The organism is Winslowiella toletana (assembly GCF_017875465.1).
Taxonomy (GTDB): domain Bacteria; phylum Pseudomonadota; class Gammaproteobacteria; order Enterobacterales; family Enterobacteriaceae; genus Erwinia; species Erwinia toletana.
Genome location: NZ_JAGGMQ010000001.1, coordinates 198,217 through 219,822 on the forward strand (window position 1 = coordinate 198,217; position 21,606 = coordinate 219,822).

A 21,606-nucleotide genomic window follows, 5' to 3' on the forward strand; every position below is an offset into this window, starting at 1 on the left:
ATAAATAATTATTTACCTAATCGTTTTTACGATCTACAGTATCATCACACCACATGAAACACCGTAGAACAAAACGACCCAAAGGAGATACTGCTTTATGCATACTGAAAATGCAAACAGTCAAAATGCATTTGACCTGCTTCAGACGCCAGAACTGATCGCGAACATCGCATCAGTTTTGATGCCCGCGCTCAGCACTGCTGTTAACGCCGCAGTAGAGAAAGCACTGGCGATCAACACCTCTGCAACCATGTCTAAAGAGGACTTCGCTACCGCCAACGGTATCAGTAAGTCGGTGTTAGAAAAGTGGATTGCTAACGGCGTTGTCCTTCTCGCCCCTACCCCAACCAGCACAGTTACCCGCACCATTGAGTGTAAAAAGACCGGCCAGACTCGTACAGACGTGATGGAAAAACACGGTAACGCGCTGGTCAATGTTGCCGCATGGCGTGAGAAAAACCTGCAACACGCAATCAACTGCCGCTATATCAAACGCTAATTTGATTTTGCAAGTTTTGAGGATCCGAATCATGTTTGATTTTCAGGTTTCTAAACACCCTCATCTCGATAATGCCTGCCGTCAGTTTGCGCAAAAGCACAACCTGAAAGAGCTGGCATGCAACATCGATATGAAAGCGCAGGTACTGCGTAACAAGCTGAACCCGGAACAGCCACACCAGTTAACGGTCACTGAGATTCTGCTGTTAACCGATGCATCTGAAGATGCTGCGCTGATTGACGGGCTGCTGGCACAACTTAACTGCCTGCCCTCTGTACCGGTTAATGAACTGGCCTCAGAGAAACTGGCTTCCTATGTGTTGAACGCTACCGCCGCAGTAGGCCAGGTCGCTGCCGGTGCAGTTTCTTCCGAGCGTATGACTCAGTCACGTAAAAACGCTTTCGTCGATAGCGTCAATTCAGGTATTCGCTGCCTGACGCTGGCAGCAATGGCAGTTCATACGCGGATCCACAGTAACCCGGCGATGTCCTCCACTCTCAATGCTGTCAGCGGTCTTGGCGCATCTATTGGTTTGAGCTGAGGTGACGATGACGTTTTCAATTGCACCGCTGTTAAAGCGCCAGAGTCCGTCACCGTCATACGGTCATGGCTGGATCATGGGTGAAGACGGTAAACGCTGGCACCCATGCAATGACCAGAAAGCGCTTTTACGTGGCTTGTCGACCAACAGGCCGAGCCGATTTAAACCTTTTCGCATTCTGTTGGGGGAATAATATGGCCCGCCTCGCACAAGCAGCACCGGCTACCAGCAAAGCGCCTTTCAGTCATATTCGTTTGATTCATGCCCGTACCGATCAGGTTGAATCAATGACGTTTGAAGAGTTTCAGCAGCGCTGGCGCCAGATGCGTAAGAACAATGAAAACCCTGCCCTGCGCTATTTCAACCGCCAGAGCGATGATTTTAAGTTCTGCGTACTGACACTGGCTAACCGCGAACAGCCTGCCGCTTTTAAGCAGGATGAAATCGGCAAGCCGTTCGAATACTTCGACAAATATCACCGCGAACTGATTATTAAGGCCATGAACAAAATGTCGCGCTGGGGCGAACTGCTGCCGCGTCGATTCTCAATCTCAGACTGTTTTCTGTCTGAATAACTGACTTAACCCAAACACAATGGCGTCAACTCGCCGGGCATTCTTATGCCTGAAACAAGGAAATATCTATGCGTAACGTAGAAGTAAAACAGATGGTAATTGGTGCTGACTTTAACACTGAGACACTGCTGAATGCCGCCCGCAACGACGAGCGTAAAAACAAAGCACTGGCCGTATCAATCCGTATGGAAGCGCTGGCCATTTTTATCACCCGTACCGAAATGAGCGGCGCGGATGCGGCTGAACTGTTACGTCAGGAAGCGCAGCGATTTGAGCATGAAGCGCTGGAGTTTCACTGATGGCTGACTCAATCGATATCGCCCAGCAGCGCGAGGCTGAGAATCTGGCGCGTTGCCTGGCTAACACTATCCACCGTTCTGTTGGTGTCAGCGCGACATTCTGCGAAGTCTGTGATGCCCCGATCCCTGAAGCGCGTCGTAAAGCACTGCCAGGTGTGATGACCTGCATTCACTGCCAAACCATCCAGGAGCTTAAAAGCGCTCATTTCGGTAAGCGTCAGTGATAATTGAATATGCCTACCCGTGGAACAAGCCACGGGCGGCCATTGCCAGCCCTTACCTCACCTATAAAGAAATCCATCGCCGCGATCAACTGATTGCGGCTGAGGCACATCTTGCGCGCCAGCCTTCACTTGTCCGTCAAAATGTTAATCGTCGCGTCAATGAACTTAAAAAAAGTCATGGTGTTCTGCGAGGCAATGCCTATCTGACGAAGTCTTTCTTCGGGCGGGCATTGCCGCGTCTTGAACTGGTGGCAGATAAATACCGCCTGCAAATTACAGCATCCCCTTCTACTGAGGAGCTGCTGCCTGATGTTCCCCGCGCCTCATCAGCTATACATGATGTGCAGTTAGTTATCCTGATGCGCCGCTTTAACCGCCTGCCTGATATGTCGCGCAGTGATATTGATTTGCTCGCCGGTGATATCAGCAACTTTATTACCAGTGAATTGATTCAGGTTAACAGCGAGATCGGCGAAGTATCGGAGTATCGCGCACTATGGTGCCTGTATCGTACTGCAGCCAAAATCACCCGCGTCTTAGGTCAGGCTGCACCTGCCTGGGACAAAGTAACCACGCGCTTTTTTAGTGAAGACGATGCCGCGCCGGCGATCCACAAAATGAAAGCCGAACGTTGGTGGAAAAACCTTTTACGCCGTATTGCCGCTGAATGGCGTGAGCATTTACATATTGCTCTGGCTAACGTCAGCAAAAAGCATACTCCCTATGCCAGCAACATGGCCGTATATGAATGGCGCGAACAGAAGCGACGCACGCGCGAGTTTCTGAAAGGTATGGAGCTGGAAGATGAGGACGGCAACCGCATCAGTCTGATTGATAAGTTTGATGGCAGCATTGCCAATCCGGCGATCCGCCGCTGTGAGCTGATGACGCGTATTCGCGGCTTTGAAAACATCTGCAACCAGCTCGGTTACGTCGGCCAGTTCTATACCCTCACCACTCCCTCGAAATATCATGCGACGACCAAATCCGGCTACCATAACCGAAAGTGGAATGGCGCCAGCCCTGCGGCAACACAGGCATATCTTTGCGGTGTCTGGCAGAAGATACGCGCCAAACTGCATCGTGAAGAATTGCGCATTTTCGGTATTCGTGTTGCCGAACCACACCACGACGGGACACCTCACTGGCATATGCTGATGTTTATGCGTCCTGAAGATGCCGCGCGCGTGACCGCGATCATCCGCAGTTATGCATACAATGAGGATGCCGCAGAGTTGAAATCAGATAAGGCAAAGAAAGCGCGCTTTCACGCTGAAGCCATTGACCCGGATAAAGGCAGCGCTACCGGTTATGTGGCGAAGTACATTTCCAAAAATATCGACGGCTATGCACTTGATGGCGAGCTGGACGATGAAACCAACAAACCGATTAAAGAAACTGCGGGCGCAGTGTCAGCATGGGCGGCACGCTGGCGCATTCGTCAGTTTCAGTTTGTCGGCGGTGCGCCGGTAACAGTTTATCGTGAACTGCGCCGTATGGCTGACAGCGAAACCGCTCAGGGGCTTAGCGTTGAGTTTGCAGCAGCACATGATGCCGCTGATATCGGTGACTGGGCTGCATATGTTAACGCGCAGGGCGGCCCGTTTGTGCGTCGTGACGAGCTTGCAGTACGCACCTGGTATCAGCCCGCTGCGCAACTTAATGAGTACACCGAAGAAACATTCAAGATTCAGGGTGTTTATGCAACAGCCGTTGGCGCAGATACGCCAATTCTGACCCGTCTCAAGCAGTGGAAGATTGTCGCAAAACGCGCTGTTGATTTGGCCGTTGACCTGAAGGACGCGTCTGCGTCCTCTCGGAGTTCTGTCAATAACTGTACGGGGCAGCAAACTGAGCCGCAGGAAATTGACTTCAATAAACCGCCGAGCCGGGCAGAACGGCGCCGAATACTGGCACGGATCCGCAGTAAAGACACAGTTAAGTCGGGCGAACCGCCACTCACCCACCCAGGTAACAGCGATGCGAGGCTTAAGCTGCGTGAAATGGTCAAAGACATATCCGATATCGTGCTGACTGAATCAGAGATAACCAGAATGATGGGCGGTGGCAAAGTGACGGTGAACGGCCAACCATATTTTAGCGGTCCGGCGGGTAATCTGTATCAAGCGGCCAGAGCATCAGAAAATCCTCTTAAGAACTTCCGACTACTGGCTAAAAAGGTTACTGATAAAGCTAACCGTATGAAAAACAGGCACTCGGACTAATCTTATTGATACGAATCTTTACGCTTCCTTAACGCCATGATACTGTTTATACATACAGTAATATGAATTATGCAGGAGATAAGAGACTGATGGAGTTGGATAAATTGAATGAAACAATCGCACGTATACAGTTCATAGCGGATGTAGCGCTTATCGCACAGTGCAAACCTGATGAACTGAAGCTGGCTATGTCTTTGGTTGGTGACCTTGCTCGCGAGATTGATACCTCCAGACTGCAGGATGCAATTTTTTACCAGGCTGAGTAGCTAATCTGCAAGGTTGTACCTGCCATAAACGAGACATAACCCAGCCGCCAAATCAGGCGGCTTTTTGCTGTCTGTAAAACGCATTTTCACGCATTAGATCGCATGATCCAAAATGGATCCCCTGCCCCGGTGAGAGCTAGTACAGGCGCGGCTTGGGGCAAGGCATGCAACTGCATGAAAAGCGATGCATAAAGCGGGCAGGCGTGGCGGGGAAAGCATTGCGCGCGGGGATTAGAAAGAGTTTGTTTAGTAGCAGTATATCAAAATCTATATGCAAGCAAGATTTATGGTGTAAACTGACTCCACAAGGAAGTTTAGGTGCGTTTTTTGACAAAAATCGTCAAAATTAAACGTTTAAATCCTAAAAAAGCAATTTTAGGTGAGATTTAGAGCTTAGGAGCATAAAAATGTTGATCGAATTCTCAGTAGAAAACTATAGATCGATCTCAGAGCGCCAAACATTAAGCATGGTTGCGCAAAAATCAAGAGATAATAATGACAATGTGATGCCTTTAGATGACTCAGGCAAGGTTGATATTGTTAGAAGTGCAGCTATTTATGGGCCTAATGCGGCGGGAAAATCAAATCTTGTAAGAGCCATTACAACTATGGCTGATATCATTGTGCATTCTGCAACAATGACTAATACCCCGGATAAAATTCCGGTCACTCCTTTCATGCTAGACTCTAAATTTACAAATTCGCCATCAGAGTTCGAAATTATCTTTTCTTTTGAAGGGGTTAGGTACCAATATGGATTTTCAACTACTGATGAGAAAATTTTAGCAGAGTGGCTGTTCGCTTTTCCTAAAGGCAGATTGCAGCGCTGGTTTACTAGGATGTGGGATAACGAAAAAAATGAATATGAGTGGGAATTAGGAAACTCTTTAGTTGGAGAAAAACAGACATGGGTAAAAGCCACAAGAAGTAATGCATTATTTCTTTCCACTGCTGTGCAATTAAATAGCAAGCAGCTATCTCCAGTATATAATTGGTTTTACTATAAATTAAAATATACTGAACTTGCCGGATGGAATGATGATTACACGTCACGACAATGCTTTAAAGATGGAAGCGAAGAGATCCTACGTTTTCTAAAGGCTGCTGATGTCGGGATTGATGACATTCAAGTTAAAAAAGAAAAATTTAACCCAAATAGTCTTCCTGATGATATGCCTCAGGAGTTCAAAGACCTTATTACTAAGCAGTGGCAGGGCAAAGATAGCTACATCGTTAAAACATTGCATAAAGGGGCCGATGGCAATCTTGTTGCTTTCGACTTAGATGAAGAATCTGAAGGGACAAGAAAAATTTTTAATTTCGCAGGGCCTTTAAATCATTCACTGAAAGAAGGCAATGTAATCATCATTGATGAGTTAAATGATAACTTGCATCCTAAACTAGTGGAATTTATTGTTAATTTATTTAACAACCCTTTAACTAACAAAAATAACGCTCAGCTTATTTTCACTACACATGAGACTAGTATTCTAAGTCAAGATGTATTCAGAAGAGATCAGGTCTGGTTTGTTGAAAAAGACACTGACAACACCACCAAGCTCTTTCCGTTATCGGACTTTAGCCCAAGAAAAGGAAGAGAAAATTTAGAAACAGCTTATCTTGAAGGGAGATATGGTGCATTACCCATTATTAAGAAGCTGGAGAAGATGTAATGGCATCAGACAAACTATTCAATAAGATGAAGGCTCGAAAAGCATCCGATTTAAAAAGGAAAAATGCGAGCCGTAAAGCTATGGAAAAAATACTTATAGTATGCGAGGGAGAAAAAACTGAACCCGAATATTTTGATGAAATAATCGCTCATTACAAGTTAACATCTACAGATTCAGTATTTATCACTGGAGACTGTGGCTCAAGCCCGAAAAGTGTGGTTGAACATGCAAGAGAAGTCGATCGAAAAGAAAGCAAAAAAAGCTCACCATATGATTTAGTATATTGTGTTTTTGATAAAGATTCACATGCCGATTATAACACAGCCATCGAGCAGGTCAGGCAATTGAAACCTGCTGGGAAGTTTCATGTAATAAATTCAGTTCCTTGTTTTGAATATTGGTTTTTTTTACATTTCACAAATTCAAGAAAATCATTTGTGGGTGATAAAAAAAATAGTGCCGGAATGCAAATGCAGAAGGAGCTTAAAAGCCATATTCATGATTACCAAAAGAATAAAAAAGGAATGTTCGCCTTATTACATGATAAACTACAAGATGCAATCAATAATAGCATTAAAGTTAGAAAATTAGCCGAGCAAGATGGTAACGAAAACCCTTCAACTAAAGTAGATATTTTAGTTGAAAAACTCATAGAAGTAAAAAAAGGGTTTTATGGTTCTTAAATAAAACAGGCCATCATAGTGCGAACTGGTGGCCAGTCCGTAAGGAATTTTAAGAATCAAATTGGTACGTTTCAAATCTAACTACTTCATGTCTAATCCAAGCGTTTATCTCTTTAATTCGTTCCTGCAAGGGCGTTAACTCATTACGTACAAATACCTGCGAAGCCTTCACCGCATCACCAAACCCGCCCGAATTATCAGGAATAATCCCCATCATCTGCGGCGGCACCCTATGCGCACTTAGCAGATCATCCCGGCTCGCCTTCTTGATATTAAAGAAATCATCTTTAGTCGCCACTTCGCTCAGCGGCACAATCTTGATGCCATCCGGCTTACCGTTCGGCGCATACATAAACAGGTTGCGGAAGTTACCCAGCCCTTTTGTATCGCGCATCGCTTCACGCATGCGGTCGATATCGGTACTGCTCTGCGCCGCATCGGTCATATACAGGATGTAACCGGCATGGGCGCCGTTCTGGTAATACTTGCGGCGGAACAGCGTCGCCGCCTCATTCAGCCAAGCGGAGTTAAGCGCGCTGAGATATTCCGGCAGGCCATACAGCTCCTGGTTAATATCCGGCTCAACCAGATGGAAAACACTACCCGGCTCAAAGCGATGCGCCTCTTTCCAGTTCTGTACAAACCAGTAAACGCCCTCCTCTACACCGCGCCGGGTATATTTCGCCGGCACGCACTCCAGCCGCATTGGTTCACCTAACGCATTCTTGCGCAGCTCCAGAAACGCATTACCAAATACCAGATAATCCAGCGCAAACTTGCTGAATTCCTGCTGACTCAGCAGCGGATGCGGGACGAAAGTCGACGCCAGAATATTGCGCTTAACGTAAATCGGCGAACTGTGATGCACCGCCGAGCGCAGGCTGCGCGCCAGCCCGTCAAAACTGACCGGCGGCTCATACCAGCGCCCGTTATGTATGCACTCGGCGTAATCCAGTATTTCACGCTTATCAAGTACCGGTGTCGCATCGCCAAAGCTGAACGCCTGCGCGGACGCCGCTGGCTGCTGCAGCGGTTCTGATTTAGTGGCGAATGCCTTGCGGCCCTTGCGCTTGCTCATTAATAAAACTCCACAAAGTTTGGACTCATACCACCGGCGGCGGCGGTAAGCGGTTCGTTAAGTAAGGCGTGCATAATCGCCCAGGCGACGTCGGCGTGGCTGGCGTCCTCGCTGCGGCTGGCTTCATAGGTGGAACGGTTACCGCTGGCGGTCATGGTTTTGCGGATCGCCATAAACGACTGCGTGATATCGGTGTGACCGGCGTCGTATTCGAGGCGCCCGCTGCCGATGGTGTCTTTTGCCTTCAGCACCATCGCGGTTTTCACTTCCGGCGAGTAACGGATTTCGCGCGCCGCCGGGAAAAACTGGCGTACCAGCTGGAAAACGCCCTGGCCGATGCCGGTCGCATCCACGCCGATATATTCGGTCTGATATTTTTCGGTCAGCTCTTTAATCGACTGCGCCTGCGCGGCGAAATCCATGCCGCGCCACTGATGGCGCTCCAGCACACGGAACTTGCCACCGGCAACCAGCGGCGGCGCGATAACCGCACAGCCCGCGCTGTCGCCGGTGTGGGACGGGTCATAGCCAATCCATACCGGGCGATAATCGAACGGCCGCAGCGCATACGGGTTGAAGTCTTCCCACTCTTCCAGGCTGTCGATCATGCAGGTCTGCAGTTCGGCGAACGGGAACACGCTGGCTTCATCGTCAACGAATTCACACATCAGCAGGTTCTGGTACTCCGACGGGCTGTATTCAAGCGCCAGCTGATTGATATCGAACAGGTTACAGCCGCCCGCCAGCGCATCATCCACGGTGACAATCTGGCGCCACTGACCATCACCACACAGCGCACCGTCGGCCAGATGGCTGTGACTTAAATCCAGCTCAATGCGGTCATTTTTGTTGCGGCGTCCGCGGTTAAACAAGTCGCCAGACCAGAACGGGTACGCGCTGTGCGAGAGGCTCGACGGCGTTGAAAAGTAGGTGGTGCGCCATTTCTTGTGCAGCGACATGCCGCTGGCGACTTTGCGCAGCTCCTGAAACTTGGGTATCCAGAAATATTCATCAAGATAGAGATTGCCGGTATAGCTCTGCGCGGTGCGGACGTTGGTGCCGAGGAATATCAGGCGCGCGCCGTTCGGCAGCACAATCGGATCGCCTTTCAGGTCAACATCCACCTGGCGGGCAAAGTCGATAATGTAGTTTTTAAACACGTGCGCCTGCGCCTTACTGGCCGACAGGAAAATCTGGTTACGCCCGGTGGTCAGCGCATCAATGAGCGCCTCACGGGCAAAGTAAAAGGTGGCGCCAATCTGGCGCGACTTGAGGATATTGCGGATGCGGTACGCCAGCCCTGCCCGATGCCAGCCGAGCTGATATTCAAAGCAGTTATCCATAAACAGGCCGGTCAGCTTTTCGATGGCCTCATCACTGAAGACATTTTTAATCACCGGCGCGCGCTCGCCCTTATTGCGGTTACGCACGTTGGGATTGAGATCGGCCTCATTGCCGCTGTCCTTATAGCGGTTGACGCGGGCGATGCGTTCAATCTGGCGGCCTAACAGGTCAATCTCCTTGTAATCCCCTCCACTTTTCACCTCTTTGGTTATCAGCTGAATTAACCGCGCTTCCATGCTGAATTCCACACGACTGATGGGCGCGACGCTGTCCCACGCGTCGCGCAGTTTCCAGCTCTGTACGGTCGGCGTTTTGATGCTGAGCGAGTCCGCAATCTGGCGCACCGACCAGCCCTGCCAGTAAAGCAGTGCCGCCTGTCGCCGTGGGTCGCTGATGATGGTTGTCGGTGTCATGTTCATGGCGATAAGGCTACCGGTGCCACTGATGCCGCGCCTGCACTCTCTGTTGTGCAGCGATTCACCAGACCGGCATTCATTGAGAGGAGTTGTAAAGGTGGCGAAACTGGCCCTGAACCGAATCAACCCCAAACGGAACCGATCACGAATGCCTAAATTATCGAAGTTTTTCCGCGTCGCTGTCGCCGGTGATACCTGTGATGGCCGCAACATCAGCGACGCCGATATTCAGCAGATGGCTGACTCCTTTGACCCGCGCGTTTACGGCTGCCGCGTCAATCTTGAACACTTTCGCGGCCTGTTTCCCGACGGTGATTTCCGCCGCCTCGGCGATGTGACCGCGCTGAAGGCTGAGAAGATTGATGATGACTCGGCGCTTAGCGGCAAGCTGGCGCTGTTTGCGCAAATCAGCCCGACTGACGACCTGATCGCCATGACCGGCAAAAAACAGAAAATCTACACCTCCGTTGAAATCGGCACCAACTTTGCCAACACCGGCAAAGCCTATCTGGTCGGTCTGGCCGTTACCGATGACCCGGCCAGCCTTGGCACTGAAATGCTGGCCTTCAGCGCCCAGGCTGAACACAGCCCGCTGGCCAGCCGTAAAAAAGCCCCTGAGAACCTGTTCTCTGTCGCTACCGAAACCGAACTGAGCTTTGACGATATCGCCGACCCGGCGCCGTCGGTACTGGCACGCGTTAAGGAACTGTTCTCCGTGAAAAAGAAAACCGATGACGAGCGTTTTACCGACGTTAATGCGGCGGTGACCGTGGTCGCCGAACAGGTACAGACCAACTTTGATACCACCGCGCAGAAGTTTGACGCCCTGAATGACCGTCTTGCCGCACTGGAACAGGAAACCGGCAACGACCGCACCACCGTGCAGACGCTGACGCAGAAGCTGGAAACCACCGACGGCAGTTTCAGCCGCCGCCCGCTGGCGAACGGTGGCGAAAGCAAAACGGCGGTACAGACCGACTGCTGATCGGGCTTTGCCTGCGTAACCAAACCAAAAAAACTGATAACAGGAACACCAATGCGCCCGAACACCCGTTTTAAATTTAATGCTTTCCTGACCCGCGTCGCCGAGCTGAACAACGTTGATACCGGCGATATGAACAAAAAATTCACCGTTGAGCCATCGGTCAGCCAGACGCTGATGACCCGCGTGCAGGAGTCTTCGGACTTTCTGACCCGCATCAATATCGTGCCGGTATCGGAAATGAAGGGTGAGAAAATCGGCGTCGGCGTGACCGGCTCGATTGCCAGCACCACCGACACCGCCGGTGGCGACGAGCGTGAAACCGCCGACTTTGCCGCGCTGGATGCTGAAGGCTATGAGTGTGCGCAGGTTAACTACGATTTCCATATCCGCTACAACACTCTCGACCTGTGGGCGCGCTATGAAGATTTTCAGGCCCGTCTGCGTGACGCCATCGTTAAGCGCCAGGCGCTGGATCGGATTATGGTCGGCTTTAACGGTCTGGCCCGTGCGAAGACTTCTAACCGTGCCGCTAATCCGTTACTGCAGGATGTCGCGACCGGCTGGCTGCAGAAGTACCGCAAAAATGCACCGGCCCGCGTGATGAGCAAGGTGCTGGCCGAGGATGGCAGCACCGAGTCTGAAATCATCCGCATCGGCACCGGCGGCGACTACGCCAACCTTGACGCGCTGGTAATGGACGCAACCAACACCATGATTGAGCCGTGGTTTCAGGAAGACCCTGAACTGGTAGTTATCTGCGGTCGCCAGCTACTGGCCGACAAGTATTTCCCGCTGATTAACCAGAGCCAGGCGAACACTGAGACGCTGGCCGCCGACATGATTGTCAGCCAGAAGCGCATCGGTAACCTGCCTGCGGTACGCGTGCCCTACTTCCCGAAAAACGCCCTGCTGATCACCCGCCTCGATAACCTGTCGATTTACTGGCAGGAAGGCACCCATCGCCGCCTGCTGGATGAAGTGGCGAAGCGCGACCGCATCGAGAACTACGAATCGATTAACGAGGACTATGTGATCGAGGACTACGCGGCGGGTTGCATGGTGGAAAACATCGAACTGTCAGATGTGCCGGAAGAAAAGAAAGATGGCGCCACCACTGTAACCGGTGACACACCGGAAGCCGGAGAGTAACGCATGTTAAGCCCTGCCCAACGTCACATGATGCGCCAGCAGGCGGTCGAAGCCGCACAACAGCGGGATAACCCGCTGCGCCATGCCAACGGTTATGAGCTGATGCTGATGAAGCTCAACGAAGATAAACGGCAGCTGAAAAAGGTGCGTTCGATTGAGCGTAAAGCTGAGCTGAAACGCCAGCTGCTGCCCGCTTATCTGCCGTGGGTGTCGGGCGTGCTGGAAAGCGGCAAAGGCGCACAGGATGCCATCCTGATGACGGTAATGATCTGGCGTCTTGATGCCGGTGATATTCCTGGCGCGCTGGAAATTGCCCGTTATGCGCTGCAGTTCGGCCTGGTGCCACCTGATACTTACAAGCGCAACAGCACCGCCTATCTGCTCGCCGAAGACGTTGCCGAAGCGGCTACGCGGGCATGGACGGCAAAGGAGCCGGTCGCTATCGACCCGCTGCTGGCAACGCTGGAGCTGACGAAATCCGAAGATATGCCGGATATGGTGCGCGCAAAGCTGCACAAAATTACCGGTTATACCCTTCGTGATGCGGGCAGGGCTTTGGATGCGATGGAACACCTGAAACGTGCGCTGCAGCTCGATGGCCGCTGCGGCGTCAAAAAGGACATTGAACGGCTGGCGAATGCCATGAAAAAGCAGGCTCTCGCCAGCCGCTAACGAACGCGCCCCGCGCCGGGCGGCACGGCTGTTGCGATCCGTTTTACGGTATCAATGCCGCCGTCCACCGCCCACCTATTCAGAGGTCACTATGAGCACGGTTGTTATTCCCGCACCGCGACCGGCAGACACTGCCGAGCCGCCGATCACTAACACCTTTTTCTGGCCGGACGTTGACCTGCAGACCCTGCGCGACAGCCTGCGCTATGAAGGAACGGTGACCGCCGTGCGCCTGCGTCTGGCAATCAAAACGGCAATGTCAGAGGTCAACGCCGAGCTGTATGACTACCGCGAACGCCAGATGCTGGCCGGGTTTAAAACGCTGGCTGACGTACCGGCGGAAACCATCGACGGCGTGAGCATTAAACTGTCGCACTATTTCGCCGCCGTCAGCGCGCTGACCGCCGCGACTATCGTTGAGCGCTATCGCGGCTATGATGCCAGCGGCACGCGGACGGCCAGCGAGATCGAATCCAGCGCCGACGAATACTGGCGCGATGCCCGCTTTATGATTGCGAAAATCGCCGGTCAGCGCCCCTGCATTATCGGGCTGCTCTGATGCAGGTCTATGCGCAGCAGGGCGACACGGTAGACGACATCTGTTTTCGCCATTACGGGCGCACGCAGCAGGTGGTCGAAATGGTCTACGCAGCAAACACCGGCCTCGCCGCACAGGGGCCGGTACTGCCCCACGGCTACCCGGTAGAGCTGCCCGACCTGCCGGAGTCCTCCACCCGCGACACCCTTCAACTGTGGGACTGAGCCATGGAAAAAAACAGCTCCATTATCAGCTATCTGATCGGCCTGCTTATGATGTGGGCCAGCAGGCATTCGGTGCAGGACATTGCCTTTATGACCGGCACCGTGGTTGCGCTGGTGACGCTGGTCATTAACGTGGCGAACTTTTTTATTAACTGGCATTACCGCCGCAAAACCTACCGGCTGCTGAAACAGCAGCAGATGCCTGACGAGGTGGCCGATGAGTTCCTTCGCTAAACGCTGCTCGGTGGCGGCAGTGCTGGCAATCGCCGTGCTGCTGCCGCAGTTCAAGCCCCTGAAAACCTCTGAGGCCGGGCTTGCGCTGATTGCCAACCTCGAAGGCTGTCGCACGTCGCCGTACCAGTGCAGCGCGGGCGTCTGGACTAACGGCATCGGCCATACCGCAGGTGTGACGGCGGCCAGCGTGATCGGTGAGCGCACGGCGGCGGTTAACCTGGTGTATGACGTGATGCGCGTCGAGCGTGCGATTGATCTCTGTATGCCGGTCGCGATGCCGCAGGGGGTTTACGACGTGGTGGTTTCCTTCGCTTTCAACGTCGGCATTACCGCCGCCTGCAGTTCCACGCTGGCGACATTTATCAACCGGCAGCAGTGGCCGGAAGCCTGTGGTCAGCTCAGCCGCTGGGTATATGTGAAGGGGGTGATTATCGCCGGGCTGGTTAACCGGCGCGCCACCGAGATGGCGTACTGCCTGAAGGCGGCAGCATGAACCGGCTGCTGCTGTCACTGACGGGGCTGCTGATTGCGGCGCTGGCCTTTACCGGCTGGCGCGCGTCGCATCTGGACGGCGAACTTGCTGCCGCCCGGCGGGTTATCGGTACGCTTTCAGCGGGTATCGAGAGCCGGGATAACGCCATCAGCCGCCTGCAGAGTGAGGCCGGTGACCGCGAACAAAACGAGCTGGCCCTGCGCACCGATTTGGGTAAGGCCAGCGCGCTGACGCTGACCCGTCAGTTTAACGATCAGAAGGTGACTGATTCCGATGAAGCACTGCAAAAGTGGAGCCGTACTCCTCTGCCTGATGCTGTTATCAGGCTGCACCGGCGTCCGGCCTTCGCCAGCGCCGCAGATTATTTACGTTGGCTGTCCGAGAGTGACAAGCTGCCCGATACCGGGCAACGACCTGAAAACCGAGGCTGATCTGCGCGCCGATAATCGCCAGCTCGAAACCGCGCTGCTGATGTGCGGCCTGCAGGTTGAAACCATCAAAACATGCCAGGAACAACACGATGCTAAAACCGGCACAACTCCGCAGGGCGTTAACAGACAGCGTATCGATGCTGGCGCGCAGCCCTGACAGCCTGAATGTATTTATCGATAACGGGCGCATTGTCTCCACGCTGGCACCGTCGCTATCGTTTGAATACCAGTACCGGCTGAATCTGGTGATCACCGATTACGCCGGTGACGTCGATTTGCTGATGGTGCCGGTGCTGGCCTGGCTGCGAGAGAACCAGCCCGATATTATGGCGACCGAAGAGAAACGCCGCACCGGCTTTGTGTTTCAGGCTGATGTGATTAGTGATGCACTGAGTGATATCAGTATTGAGCTGCAACTGACGGAACGTGTGATCGTTAAAGATATCGACGGCGCGCTGCACGTTAACCATGTTGGCGAGCCGCCGCTGCCGGAAGGCGCTGCACGTCCCACGCAGATGTATGCTGGCGGTGAACTGGTCAGCGGGTTGCAGCTATGAGCGAGCTGCAACCTTTTATCGACCGGCTGTCGGCACTGATTAATAACCTGTCACCGCAGGCACGCAAGCAGATAGCGACGGCTGTCGCGCGTAAACTACGCGTCAGCCAGCAGCAGAATATTAAACGTCAGCAGGCGCCGGACGGTACGCCGTTTAAGCCGCGTAAGACTCAGCCCATCCGTAAAAAGAAAGGCCGTATCAGGCGTGAAATGTTCGCCAAACTGCGCACGGCGAAATATATGAAAGCCAAAGGCACCGCGAACGATGCCACTGTGGAATTTGCAGGGAGGGTGCAGCGTATGGCGCGGGTGCATCATTATGGACTGCGTGATCGTCCGGTGCGTGGTGCGGAGGATGTGCAGTATGAGGCGAGGCCGTTGCTGGGCTTTAATGAAAATGATATTCAAAAAGTACAGGAAATAATTATTCAGAAATTAGCCAGCTCTAATTAAGAGCTGGCCAAAAGCTTATGAGGACCAGACATTTGCACTTTTAGCATCATAGAAGAATACTTCCAAAGTGCCTTTCTTCCTATTAATAGCCATTAGATTAGCTCTAGTTATTATTTTTGCATTTAATTCCGAATCTGCATCACCATAAATACCAACATAAAGCTGCCTTATTTTTCCTTGTTCTATTTTCTTTAAAAAATGCTCATCATTTTCCGCCAATGAATGGCCATATATAAAAAGGGCGCCACCTATTTCAACAAAACTACGATAAGCTTTTGCCAAGTAGTCATTATGTCGAATTCTTTCAATTTTTTCTTTACTCTTACCCTCTGACACAAAAACTGGAAAGAGATTGTTGCTTATAGCTGTTCTTATTTGGTCTATTAATTTTACATTTGTGTTAACCCAAGTATATTTTCTCAACTCATATCCTGCATCAAAAAGATGCAATGCTCCGTGCAGGAAAAACATACTTTGCTTATGAGCATTAGTTGGTTCCCACGTTACATAAGGCGCATCATAATTTTGATATGCTTTTCTAAACCCATCATCACATGATGGTTCTTCCCCTTCAGCACAATGCATACAAACCCAATAAAGCAAGAGGTCATAATTTAATGTATATATGCGGTCAAAGTTTTCCAAAAAAGATTTGCAGTGCTGGTACTCAGACTCATCTAGTTCTCCCGGATGGGCTGGGTGGCTCAAAGCTAAGGTTTGCACTAATAGCTCCCTCAAGGCTAATGCATCACTATCCATGGAGCGGATTAACTCATCATTATCTCCAGTGTAAGCCGTTAACGCCAAGCATGAGTCTTGCAATGTACTAATTACTTTTTCAAAGTCTTCAGTTTTCAAATTTTCGAAAACTTTTTTTGCAGATGGTGATAGCTTTGAAAAATCGGCTTGTTCAAAAAGTTTTCCATAGAGAAAGATTTGCGGCCTACAAGCTATACTAAACCCGTTGCCTAATAAAGCACGCCTCGCATGTCCAGATGATTTTTCCAAGGCTTGTTTAAACGTGAGCATATCCATTATTACTCCTGATTCATTTTAATATTGATTTTTTACGTCAGCAATAACCACCCAAGGATTTTAAGCCTTCTACATATTAAAATTTTAAGTTGTTGTGTCGACAGCCACAAAGCAGAGCTTAGTTGTTAAGAGGTAGTTCAACATAGCATCATTCAAATATGAAAACATCAGAAAACCTCAGCGAAACCCAGCGCCTGCTGCGCAACCTAATCCGCATCGGAACCGTGACAGACCTCGATCTGGATAACGGGCTTTGCCGCGTACTGACCGGCGCTAACACCACCGACTGGCTGCACTGGCTTACCGGCAGCGCGGGCAATGTGCGCTCATGGCGCGCGCCTTCCATTGATGAACAGGTGCTTATCCTGTCGCTCGGCGGTGAGCTTGATTCCGCCTTTGTGCTGACCGGCATTTTCTCTGATGACTTCCCGGCCCCGTCAGCCTCTGCCGATGCGGTTCACTTTACCTTTCCCGATGGTGCGGTGATCGAGTACGAACCGGCAACCGGCGCGCTAACCGCTACCGGCATAAAAACCGCCACTATCGAGGCGACAGATTCCGTCAGCGTTACAACTAAAGTGGTGCTGGTGAATGCCAGCGAAAAAATCACCCTCGATACGCCGCTGGTTGAATGCACGCAGAAACTGAAAGCGGCCAGCTTTGAGCTGACCGGCGGCGGGAGCATGCGCGGTGATATCAGCCACAGCGGCGGCAGCTTTACCTCAAACGGCGTTGTCGCTCATACCCATCAGCACGGCGGTATTGAACGCGGCGACAGTCAATCGGATGGCCCTCAATGAGCAATGAAAAATTCCTCGGCATGAACCGCGACAGCGGCAGGCAGATTGCGGATATCGACCATATCCGCCAGTCGGTCAGCGACATTCTGATGACGCCGGTAGGCACGCGCGTTATGCGCCGCACCTATGGCTCGCTGCTGTCCGCCCTGATTGACCAGCCGCAGAACGCCGCCCTGCAGCTGCAGATTATGTCGGCCTGCTATATGGCGATCCTGCAGTGGGAGCCGCGCGTACAGCTGACGGCTATCGCTTATGAATCTGCCGCTGACGGCAGCATGGTTGTCGAAATCACCGGCAACCGCGCTGACTCAGGCGCAGGCTTTTCCCTGACCATTCCCGTGAGCTGACACTATGGCAACCATCGACCTGAGCCAGCTACCCGCGCCGAGCGTGGTTGAAGCGCTGGACTATGAAACCCTGCTGGCCGAACGCAAAGCCACGCTGATATCGCTTTACCCTGCGTCGCAGCAGGACGCCATCGCCCGCACTCTGACGCTGGAATCTGAACCCATCGTTAAGCTGCTGGAAGAAAACGCCTATCGTGAGGTCATTCTGCGCCAGCGTGTTAACGAAGCGGCGCAGGCGGTGATGGTGGCCTATGCGATGAACGGCGATCTGGATCAGCTGGCGGCGAATAACAATGTGCAACGGCTGGTGATCACCCCTGCCGATGATGAGGCCGTACCGCCGGTCGCCGCCGTGATGGAAAGCAACGCCGACCTGCGCCAGCGTATTCCTGCCGCCTTCGAAGGGATGAGCGTGGCCGGGCCAGCCGGCGCCTATGAGTTTCACGCCCTCAGTGCCGACGGCAACGTGGCCGACGCCTCGGTTATCAGTCCTGCCCCGGCAGAGGTGACCGTCAGCGTGCTGTCACGCACCGGCGACGGCACCGCATCAGCTGAGCTGCTGGCCGCCGTCAGCGCAGCCCTGAACGATGAAACCGTAAGGCCGGTGGCCGACCGCGTCACGGTGCAGTCGGCGCAAATTGTCGATTATCAGATTGATGCCGTGCTCTATGTCTATCCCGGCCCGGCGGTCGAGCCAATCCGCGCCGCCGCTGAACTGCGCCTGACCAGTTATATCAACGAACAGCGCCGCCTTGGTCGCGATATCCGCCGGTCGGCCATCTATGCGGCGCTGCATGCCGAGGGGGTTCAGCGCGTTGAGCTGGCATCACCACCTGACGATGTGGTGCTGGATAAAACCCAGGCGGCCAACTGCACCGCCTGGCACATCAGCATCGGCGGTTCGGATGACTAGCCTGCTGCCGCCAGGTTCTACACAGCTGGAGCGGCGCGCGGCTGCAGCCTGCGCCGGTATCAGTGATTTAAGCGTGCCCCTGCGTGATTTGTGGAACCCGGACGCATGCCCGGTGAAGTTTCTGCCCTATCTCGCCTGGGCGTTTTCCGTTGACCGCTGGGATGAGAAATGGTCTGAGGCGGAGAAGCGCAGGACAGTTAAGGATGCGTTTTATATCCACCGGCGCAAAGGTACCGTTGCCGCCATCCGCCGCGTGATTGAAAACATGGGCTACACCATGACGCTGGCGGAGTGGTGGCAGGTTGCCGACCCCGCCGGAACGTTCCGCCTGACCATCGACCTGATGGACGTCGGCATTACGGAGGAAATGGTCAGCGAGCTTGAGCGGCTGATTGGCGATGCCAGACCGGCGAGCCGCCATATCGCGCAGCTGACGCTTTCGGCGGGCATGACGGGGGCGGTTTATCACGCCGCCTCGCTGTGCGACGGCAGCATTATCACGGTCTATCCGCAGGGCTATCAGCCTGACGGCAGCAACCGGTATGACGGTTCGACCCACTATGACAACAACTATCACTATTCCGGGGAAAGAGATGGGAAAAATTAACGAGCAAACCCAGTGGGAACACGAGGTTTATCAGGTGGCCCGGATGGACAAAATCGAGGGCGGCCGCACCGGCATTGCCAACCTGCAGGCGCAGCAGCTTGGCAACCGCACGCAGTGGCTGAAAACCATGCTGGAGTCGGTCGAGTACATCCGCGCGCGCACCTTTTTTAAAACCAGCGCAGACCCGGACGGCACGATTGCCGGGCTGGCGGCAACTCCTGCCGGGCAGGTGTTTCAGGTGGCGCAGGGGGTGGACAGCATCACCTCATTCACGCTGTATCTGAATGACAGCGGCGCGGCAAAGCCGATAGCGAACCCCGCCGGGATGGCGGCCATTCAGCAGATTTCGCAGAACGTGACGGACGTCAGAAGCAACGTAACGGAGGGTGAAGCGCAGCAGACAGCAAGGGGTGAAAAAGTCATTGGCGGCCTGACCGATGAAAACGGCAGGTCGACCCTGTACATGGCCGAAAACGGCGCGGTTTATGCCGGTGGCGCGCGCATGGGAAATGAACGCGTCGCCGCCGAGGCCGGGCTGTTATGGGCGCTGGCTGATGACACCCCGGAAGCCACGCCCTGGCTGAAGTTCTACGCTGACGGCTGGGTTGATCCGCTGTGGCTGGAAAACCCGTTACCGCCGGTGGCCGTGCGCAACCTGACCACCGTCGGGCCGTATGGCTCGACCGGCAATGCGTTTGACCCGGTTAACCTGGCTATCCGTGAGAAGACGCTGAAGCCGGTCAACGACTTTAACGACCAGATTGCAGCATGGTCAGGCGCGTTCCTGTTCGACGGCGACTATGCGCGCGGCCGGGCGGCTGCCGACTGGATGCTGCGCTGGGCGCGCTTTAATGCCCTGACCGGCTCTAACGCAGCCGTGGGTATTGCGGATTACGACCGTCACTGGCGGGCGGTCAATATCGGGCTGACCTACTGGAAGCTGGATAAGGTGACGCCGCTTGGCTGGCGTCCGGCGCTGCTGCGCTGGCTGAATCTGCTGGGCGATGCGGTATCTGAACGCATGGAACTGTACGGCAACAACAATCATAAAACGTGGGCGGCCTGCGCGCTGCTGTCCCTGTGGAACGCCACCGGCAGGCAGGAATTTTACGACAAGGCCGCCGCGCAGTTCCTGACCGACCTCGGCCATATCAACGTCAACGGCACGATTAACGTTGAGCTGCTGCGCGGCAGCAAGGCGCTGCACTATCACCATTTCACCTTTGGCCCGCTGGTGATGATGTGTGAGATAGCGCAGCTGCACGGCGAAGACTGGTATGCGCTGGACGGCGGCAAAATTCACCTGCTGGCCGAAACGGTGATCCACGGCATTAACGATCCGGCATGGTTTCGTACCCTCAGCGGCGCGGGCACTCAGGACATTTCAGAAATGGGTCACGGCTGGGGCGGCATGCCGTTTTACGTGCGGCGCTTCCCTGACGTCGTGGCCGGAAGAATGCCGGAAACTGCCGACCACTACGTGGATACGTGGATGGGCGGCGACTGCAATAAACTGTCAACACTGTGGGTGAAATAATGGCTCTTATTCTCGGCGCAACCAAAGCACGTATTACCAATCCTGACGCGGTGACGATTTTTATCCGGCCTGACAGCCTGCCCGCCTTTAACGGGCGCATGATTTTTCGCGACTCGCCTGCCAGCATTTCGGACGTTTCCGCCAGCGGCATGACCGGCGAGACCAGCGGCACCGGCGTTATCTGGCTGCCGGACGGCGTACAGGTCAACCGGCTGGCCGGGATTAACCTCGACAAGCTGCCGGCGGCGACGCACTCGTTTTACAGCGTGTTTCGCATGATTGTCAGCGGTGCCACCGAGTTTTACCCGCTGCATAACTTTTCTGCGTATGCCACGCCCGGCCCGATGGGTGAAGCCATCACCGAACGCACGCCGCGCGCAAGTTCGCCGGAGGAGTATGGCGCGCTTCGTTACACCAACGACGCTGGCGGCCAGGGCACGCTGGCGAGTACCGCTGACCCGGAGCTGGCGCGACCGGCGCGGGGTGATTTTGTCTTCAGGATGGCGGTGTTTGACGCCACGAATTACCAGTACCGGCTGTATACCGGCAAGGGCGGCACGCTGACGGAAGATATCGTCTCCGCTGCCACCGATATCGCGAAGCGCGACCTGAGCCGCCCGTTCCAGGTCGGCATCAACTCCACGGTGTCATTTACCGGCCTGACCTCTTCAGGGGGGGTGAGTGAAGTCGGATTCTTTGATGACGTGGCGCTGGTCGCGCGGCAGGTCGCCGCCGTATATGAAAGCGTGCGGGTTGACGCCCTTGAGCGCGGTATCAGCGTTTAACCCTGATGACAGGCAGGAACTGAG

At 53.5% G+C, this 21,606-nt stretch carries 30 protein-coding genes; 27 read left to right on the plus strand and 3 right to left on the minus strand.

The genetic code is table 11. The features are described from left to right. The first annotated feature begins 97 nt into the window (after positions 1–97). The 10 genes from J2125_RS00910 to J2125_RS00955 all read left to right on the plus strand — a co-directional run bounded on the left by J2125_RS00910 (position 98) and on the right by J2125_RS00955 (position 6,985). Positions 98–499: a hypothetical protein gene (locus tag J2125_RS00910; RefSeq protein WP_017802823.1), complete on the plus strand. Its 402-nt coding sequence runs from the start codon at positions 98–100 to the stop codon at positions 497–499. A gap of 31 nt (positions 500–530) precedes the next feature. Continuing rightward, entirely contained in the window at positions 531–1,040 is a 510-nt protein-coding gene (locus J2125_RS00915; RefSeq protein WP_017802824.1) for a phage regulatory CII family protein, read from the plus strand. A gap of 7 nt (positions 1,041–1,047) precedes the next feature. Beyond that, positions 1,048–1,233, plus strand: coding sequence for a phage filamentation protein Fil family protein (locus tag J2125_RS00920; RefSeq protein ID WP_071590545.1), 186 nt, complete (start codon positions 1,048–1,050; stop codon positions 1,231–1,233). Between the two features lies 1 nt (position 1,234). Then, the gene (locus J2125_RS00925) at positions 1,235–1,615 is read left to right on the plus strand and encodes a hypothetical protein (protein WP_017802825.1); all 381 of its coding nucleotides are present in this window, start codon (positions 1,235–1,237) and stop codon (positions 1,613–1,615) included. A 68-nt stretch (positions 1,616–1,683) separates the two neighbouring features. Continuing rightward, positions 1,684–1,914, plus strand: a complete 231-nt coding sequence (locus J2125_RS00930) for a DUF2732 family protein (RefSeq protein ID WP_017802826.1) — start codon at positions 1,684–1,686, stop codon at positions 1,912–1,914. Further along, on the plus strand, positions 1,914–2,138 hold the full coding sequence (locus tag J2125_RS00935) for a TraR/DksA family transcriptional regulator (RefSeq protein ID WP_017802827.1): 225 nt from the start codon (positions 1,914–1,916) through the stop codon (positions 2,136–2,138). Before J2125_RS00930 ends, J2125_RS00935 begins: the two co-directional genes overlap by 1 nt. Next, positions 2,135–4,363 carry a replication endonuclease gene (locus J2125_RS00940; RefSeq protein ID WP_017802828.1) on the plus strand — a complete coding sequence of 743 codons (2,229 nt, stop codon included), beginning with the start codon at positions 2,135–2,137 and terminating at the stop codon, positions 4,361–4,363. The genes J2125_RS00935 and J2125_RS00940 overlap by 4 nt, the downstream gene beginning before the upstream one ends. Before the next feature lie 89 nt (positions 4,364–4,452). Beyond that, positions 4,453–4,629 (plus strand): hypothetical protein, encoded by a 177-nt coding sequence (locus J2125_RS00945; RefSeq protein ID WP_017802829.1) that lies wholly within the window; start codon positions 4,453–4,455, stop codon positions 4,627–4,629. Between the two features lie 407 nt (positions 4,630–5,036). Beyond that, positions 5,037–6,302 carry an AAA family ATPase gene (locus J2125_RS00950; protein WP_017802830.1) on the plus strand — a complete coding sequence of 422 codons (1,266 nt, stop codon included), beginning with the start codon at positions 5,037–5,039 and terminating at the stop codon, positions 6,300–6,302. Beyond that, on the plus strand, positions 6,302–6,985 hold the full coding sequence (locus J2125_RS00955; protein ID WP_017802831.1) for an RloB family protein: 684 nt from the start codon (positions 6,302–6,304) through the stop codon (positions 6,983–6,985). Before J2125_RS00950 ends, J2125_RS00955 begins: the two co-directional genes overlap by 1 nt. Before the next feature lie 49 nt (positions 6,986–7,034). Here the strand turns inward: J2125_RS00955 and J2125_RS00960 are convergent, their stop codons facing one another. After that, positions 7,035–8,063: a phage portal protein gene (locus tag J2125_RS00960; RefSeq protein WP_017802832.1), complete on the minus strand. Its 1,029-nt coding sequence runs from the start codon at positions 8,061–8,063 to the stop codon at positions 7,035–7,037. After that, entirely contained in the window at positions 8,063–9,826 is a 1,764-nt protein-coding gene (locus tag J2125_RS00965; protein ID WP_017802833.1) for a terminase ATPase subunit family protein, read from the minus strand. The genes J2125_RS00960 and J2125_RS00965 overlap by 1 nt, the downstream gene beginning before the upstream one ends. A 145-nt stretch (positions 9,827–9,971) precedes the next feature. On the opposite strand from J2125_RS00965, the gene J2125_RS00970 reads away from it, so the two are divergent. From J2125_RS00970 to J2125_RS01015, 11 genes are all read left to right on the plus strand, one after another. Continuing rightward, positions 9,972–10,808 (plus strand): GPO family capsid scaffolding protein, encoded by an 837-nt coding sequence (locus J2125_RS00970; protein ID WP_017802834.1) that lies wholly within the window; start codon positions 9,972–9,974, stop codon positions 10,806–10,808. A 51-nt stretch (positions 10,809–10,859) separates the two neighbouring features. Next, positions 10,860–11,957 (plus strand): phage major capsid protein, P2 family, encoded by a 1,098-nt coding sequence (locus tag J2125_RS00975; RefSeq protein WP_209499429.1) that lies wholly within the window; start codon positions 10,860–10,862, stop codon positions 11,955–11,957. A gap of 3 nt (positions 11,958–11,960) precedes the next feature. Beyond that, positions 11,961–12,629, plus strand: coding sequence for a phage terminase small subunit (locus J2125_RS00980; protein WP_017802835.1), 669 nt, complete (start codon positions 11,961–11,963; stop codon positions 12,627–12,629). A gap of 91 nt (positions 12,630–12,720) precedes the next feature. Beyond that, positions 12,721–13,188, plus strand: a complete 468-nt coding sequence (locus J2125_RS00985; protein WP_017802836.1) for a head completion/stabilization protein — start codon at positions 12,721–12,723, stop codon at positions 13,186–13,188. Beyond that, positions 13,188–13,391 (plus strand): tail protein X, encoded by a 204-nt coding sequence (locus J2125_RS00990; protein WP_017802837.1) that lies wholly within the window; start codon positions 13,188–13,190, stop codon positions 13,389–13,391. The genes J2125_RS00985 and J2125_RS00990 overlap by 1 nt, the downstream gene beginning before the upstream one ends. A 3-nt stretch (positions 13,392–13,394) precedes the next feature. Beyond that, entirely contained in the window at positions 13,395–13,625 is a 231-nt protein-coding gene (locus tag J2125_RS00995) for a phage holin family protein (RefSeq protein ID WP_017802838.1), read from the plus strand. Beyond that, positions 13,609–14,118, plus strand: coding sequence for a lysozyme (locus tag J2125_RS01000; RefSeq protein WP_209499430.1), 510 nt, complete (start codon positions 13,609–13,611; stop codon positions 14,116–14,118). Before J2125_RS00995 ends, J2125_RS01000 begins: the two co-directional genes overlap by 17 nt. Next, a complete protein-coding gene (gene lysB, locus J2125_RS01005; protein WP_026111938.1) occupies positions 14,115–14,549 on the plus strand; it encodes an Rz-like lysis system protein LysB in 435 nt (144 codons plus the stop codon). The genes J2125_RS01000 and lysB overlap by 4 nt, the downstream gene beginning before the upstream one ends. After that, positions 14,431–14,706 carry an Rz1-like lysis system protein LysC gene (lysC, locus tag J2125_RS24875; RefSeq protein WP_241764034.1) on the plus strand — a complete coding sequence of 92 codons (276 nt, stop codon included), beginning with the start codon at positions 14,431–14,433 and terminating at the stop codon, positions 14,704–14,706. Before lysB ends, lysC begins: the two co-directional genes overlap by 119 nt. Beyond that, positions 14,639–15,106 carry a phage tail protein gene (locus J2125_RS01010; protein ID WP_017802841.1) on the plus strand — a complete coding sequence of 156 codons (468 nt, stop codon included), beginning with the start codon at positions 14,639–14,641 and terminating at the stop codon, positions 15,104–15,106. Before lysC ends, J2125_RS01010 begins: the two co-directional genes overlap by 68 nt. Continuing rightward, positions 15,103–15,558, plus strand: a complete 456-nt coding sequence (locus J2125_RS01015) for a phage virion morphogenesis protein (protein WP_017802842.1) — start codon at positions 15,103–15,105, stop codon at positions 15,556–15,558. Before J2125_RS01010 ends, J2125_RS01015 begins: the two co-directional genes overlap by 4 nt. Before the next feature lie 15 nt (positions 15,559–15,573). Here J2125_RS01015 and J2125_RS01020 read toward each other — a convergent pair whose 3' ends face one another. Next, positions 15,574–16,593: a DUF4917 family protein gene (locus tag J2125_RS01020; protein WP_017802843.1), complete on the minus strand. Its 1,020-nt coding sequence runs from the start codon at positions 16,591–16,593 to the stop codon at positions 15,574–15,576. A 158-nt stretch (positions 16,594–16,751) separates the two neighbouring features. On the opposite strand from J2125_RS01020, the gene J2125_RS01025 reads away from it, so the two are divergent. From J2125_RS01025 to J2125_RS01050, 6 genes are read left to right on the plus strand one after another with little or no spacing between them, the layout of a single operon-like run. Next, positions 16,752–17,393: a phage baseplate assembly protein V gene (locus J2125_RS01025; protein WP_017802844.1), complete on the plus strand. Its 642-nt coding sequence runs from the start codon at positions 16,752–16,754 to the stop codon at positions 17,391–17,393. Continuing rightward, positions 17,390–17,740, plus strand: a complete 351-nt coding sequence (locus J2125_RS01030) for a GPW/gp25 family protein (protein ID WP_017802845.1) — start codon at positions 17,390–17,392, stop codon at positions 17,738–17,740. Before J2125_RS01025 ends, J2125_RS01030 begins: the two co-directional genes overlap by 4 nt. A 4-nt stretch (positions 17,741–17,744) precedes the next feature. After that, positions 17,745–18,653: a baseplate assembly protein gene (locus tag J2125_RS01035; protein WP_017802846.1), complete on the plus strand. Its 909-nt coding sequence runs from the start codon at positions 17,745–17,747 to the stop codon at positions 18,651–18,653. After that, positions 18,646–19,260: a phage tail protein I gene (locus J2125_RS01040; protein WP_017802847.1), complete on the plus strand. Its 615-nt coding sequence runs from the start codon at positions 18,646–18,648 to the stop codon at positions 19,258–19,260. Before J2125_RS01035 ends, J2125_RS01040 begins: the two co-directional genes overlap by 8 nt. Next, positions 19,214–20,797 carry an alginate lyase family protein gene (locus tag J2125_RS01045; protein ID WP_157819474.1) on the plus strand — a complete coding sequence of 528 codons (1,584 nt, stop codon included), beginning with the start codon at positions 19,214–19,216 and terminating at the stop codon, positions 20,795–20,797. Before J2125_RS01040 ends, J2125_RS01045 begins: the two co-directional genes overlap by 47 nt. Continuing rightward, a complete protein-coding gene (locus J2125_RS01050; RefSeq protein ID WP_017802849.1) occupies positions 20,797–21,582 on the plus strand; it encodes a hypothetical protein in 786 nt (261 codons plus the stop codon). The genes J2125_RS01045 and J2125_RS01050 overlap by 1 nt, the downstream gene beginning before the upstream one ends. The last annotated feature ends 24 nt before the right edge of the window (positions 21,583–21,606 follow it).

Coding starts and splice junctions, on each gene's coding strand:
- J2125_RS01050 (WP_017802849.1), top strand. CDS start 20,797: ATGGCTCTTATTCTCGGCGCAACCAAAGCACGTATTACCAATCCTGAC.
- J2125_RS00950 (WP_017802830.1), top strand. CDS start 5,037: ATGTTGATCGAATTCTCAGTAGAAAACTATAGATCGATCTCAGAGCGC.
- J2125_RS01015 (WP_017802842.1), top strand. CDS start 15,103: ATGAGCGAGCTGCAACCTTTTATCGACCGGCTGTCGGCACTGATTAAT.
- J2125_RS01020 (WP_017802843.1), bottom strand. CDS start 16,593: ATGGATATGCTCACGTTTAAACAAGCCTTGGAAAAATCATCTGGACAT.
- J2125_RS00930 (WP_017802826.1), top strand. CDS start 1,684: ATGCGTAACGTAGAAGTAAAACAGATGGTAATTGGTGCTGACTTTAAC.
- J2125_RS00975 (WP_209499429.1), top strand. CDS start 10,860: ATGCGCCCGAACACCCGTTTTAAATTTAATGCTTTCCTGACCCGCGTC.
- J2125_RS00945 (WP_017802829.1), top strand. CDS start 4,453: ATGGAGTTGGATAAATTGAATGAAACAATCGCACGTATACAGTTCATA.
- J2125_RS00925 (WP_017802825.1), top strand. CDS start 1,235: ATGGCCCGCCTCGCACAAGCAGCACCGGCTACCAGCAAAGCGCCTTTC.
- J2125_RS00920 (WP_071590545.1), top strand. CDS start 1,048: ATGACGTTTTCAATTGCACCGCTGTTAAAGCGCCAGAGTCCGTCACCG.
- J2125_RS00980 (WP_017802835.1), top strand. CDS start 11,961: ATGTTAAGCCCTGCCCAACGTCACATGATGCGCCAGCAGGCGGTCGAA.
- J2125_RS01040 (WP_017802847.1), top strand. CDS start 18,646: ATGACTAGCCTGCTGCCGCCAGGTTCTACACAGCTGGAGCGGCGCGCG.
- J2125_RS00915 (WP_017802824.1), top strand. CDS start 531: ATGTTTGATTTTCAGGTTTCTAAACACCCTCATCTCGATAATGCCTGC.
- J2125_RS01025 (WP_017802844.1), top strand. CDS start 16,752: ATGAAAACATCAGAAAACCTCAGCGAAACCCAGCGCCTGCTGCGCAAC.
- J2125_RS00955 (WP_017802831.1), top strand. CDS start 6,302: ATGGCATCAGACAAACTATTCAATAAGATGAAGGCTCGAAAAGCATCC.
- J2125_RS00970 (WP_017802834.1), top strand. CDS start 9,972: ATGCCTAAATTATCGAAGTTTTTCCGCGTCGCTGTCGCCGGTGATACC.
- J2125_RS00965 (WP_017802833.1), bottom strand. CDS start 9,826: ATGAACATGACACCGACAACCATCATCAGCGACCCACGGCGACAGGCG.
- J2125_RS00960 (WP_017802832.1), bottom strand. CDS start 8,063: ATGAGCAAGCGCAAGGGCCGCAAGGCATTCGCCACTAAATCAGAACCG.
- lysC (WP_241764034.1), top strand. CDS start 14,431: ATGCTGTTATCAGGCTGCACCGGCGTCCGGCCTTCGCCAGCGCCGCAG.
- J2125_RS00985 (WP_017802836.1), top strand. CDS start 12,721: ATGAGCACGGTTGTTATTCCCGCACCGCGACCGGCAGACACTGCCGAG.
- J2125_RS01045 (WP_157819474.1), top strand. CDS start 19,214: ATGACAACAACTATCACTATTCCGGGGAAAGAGATGGGAAAAATTAAC.
- J2125_RS00935 (WP_017802827.1), top strand. CDS start 1,914: ATGGCTGACTCAATCGATATCGCCCAGCAGCGCGAGGCTGAGAATCTG.
- J2125_RS01030 (WP_017802845.1), top strand. CDS start 17,390: ATGAGCAATGAAAAATTCCTCGGCATGAACCGCGACAGCGGCAGGCAG.
- J2125_RS00995 (WP_017802838.1), top strand. CDS start 13,395: ATGGAAAAAAACAGCTCCATTATCAGCTATCTGATCGGCCTGCTTATG.
- J2125_RS00910 (WP_017802823.1), top strand. CDS start 98: ATGCATACTGAAAATGCAAACAGTCAAAATGCATTTGACCTGCTTCAG.
- lysB (WP_026111938.1), top strand. CDS start 14,115: ATGAACCGGCTGCTGCTGTCACTGACGGGGCTGCTGATTGCGGCGCTG.
- J2125_RS01000 (WP_209499430.1), top strand. CDS start 13,609: ATGAGTTCCTTCGCTAAACGCTGCTCGGTGGCGGCAGTGCTGGCAATC.
- J2125_RS01035 (WP_017802846.1), top strand. CDS start 17,745: ATGGCAACCATCGACCTGAGCCAGCTACCCGCGCCGAGCGTGGTTGAA.
- J2125_RS00990 (WP_017802837.1), top strand. CDS start 13,188: ATGCAGGTCTATGCGCAGCAGGGCGACACGGTAGACGACATCTGTTTT.
- J2125_RS01010 (WP_017802841.1), top strand. CDS start 14,639: ATGCTAAAACCGGCACAACTCCGCAGGGCGTTAACAGACAGCGTATCG.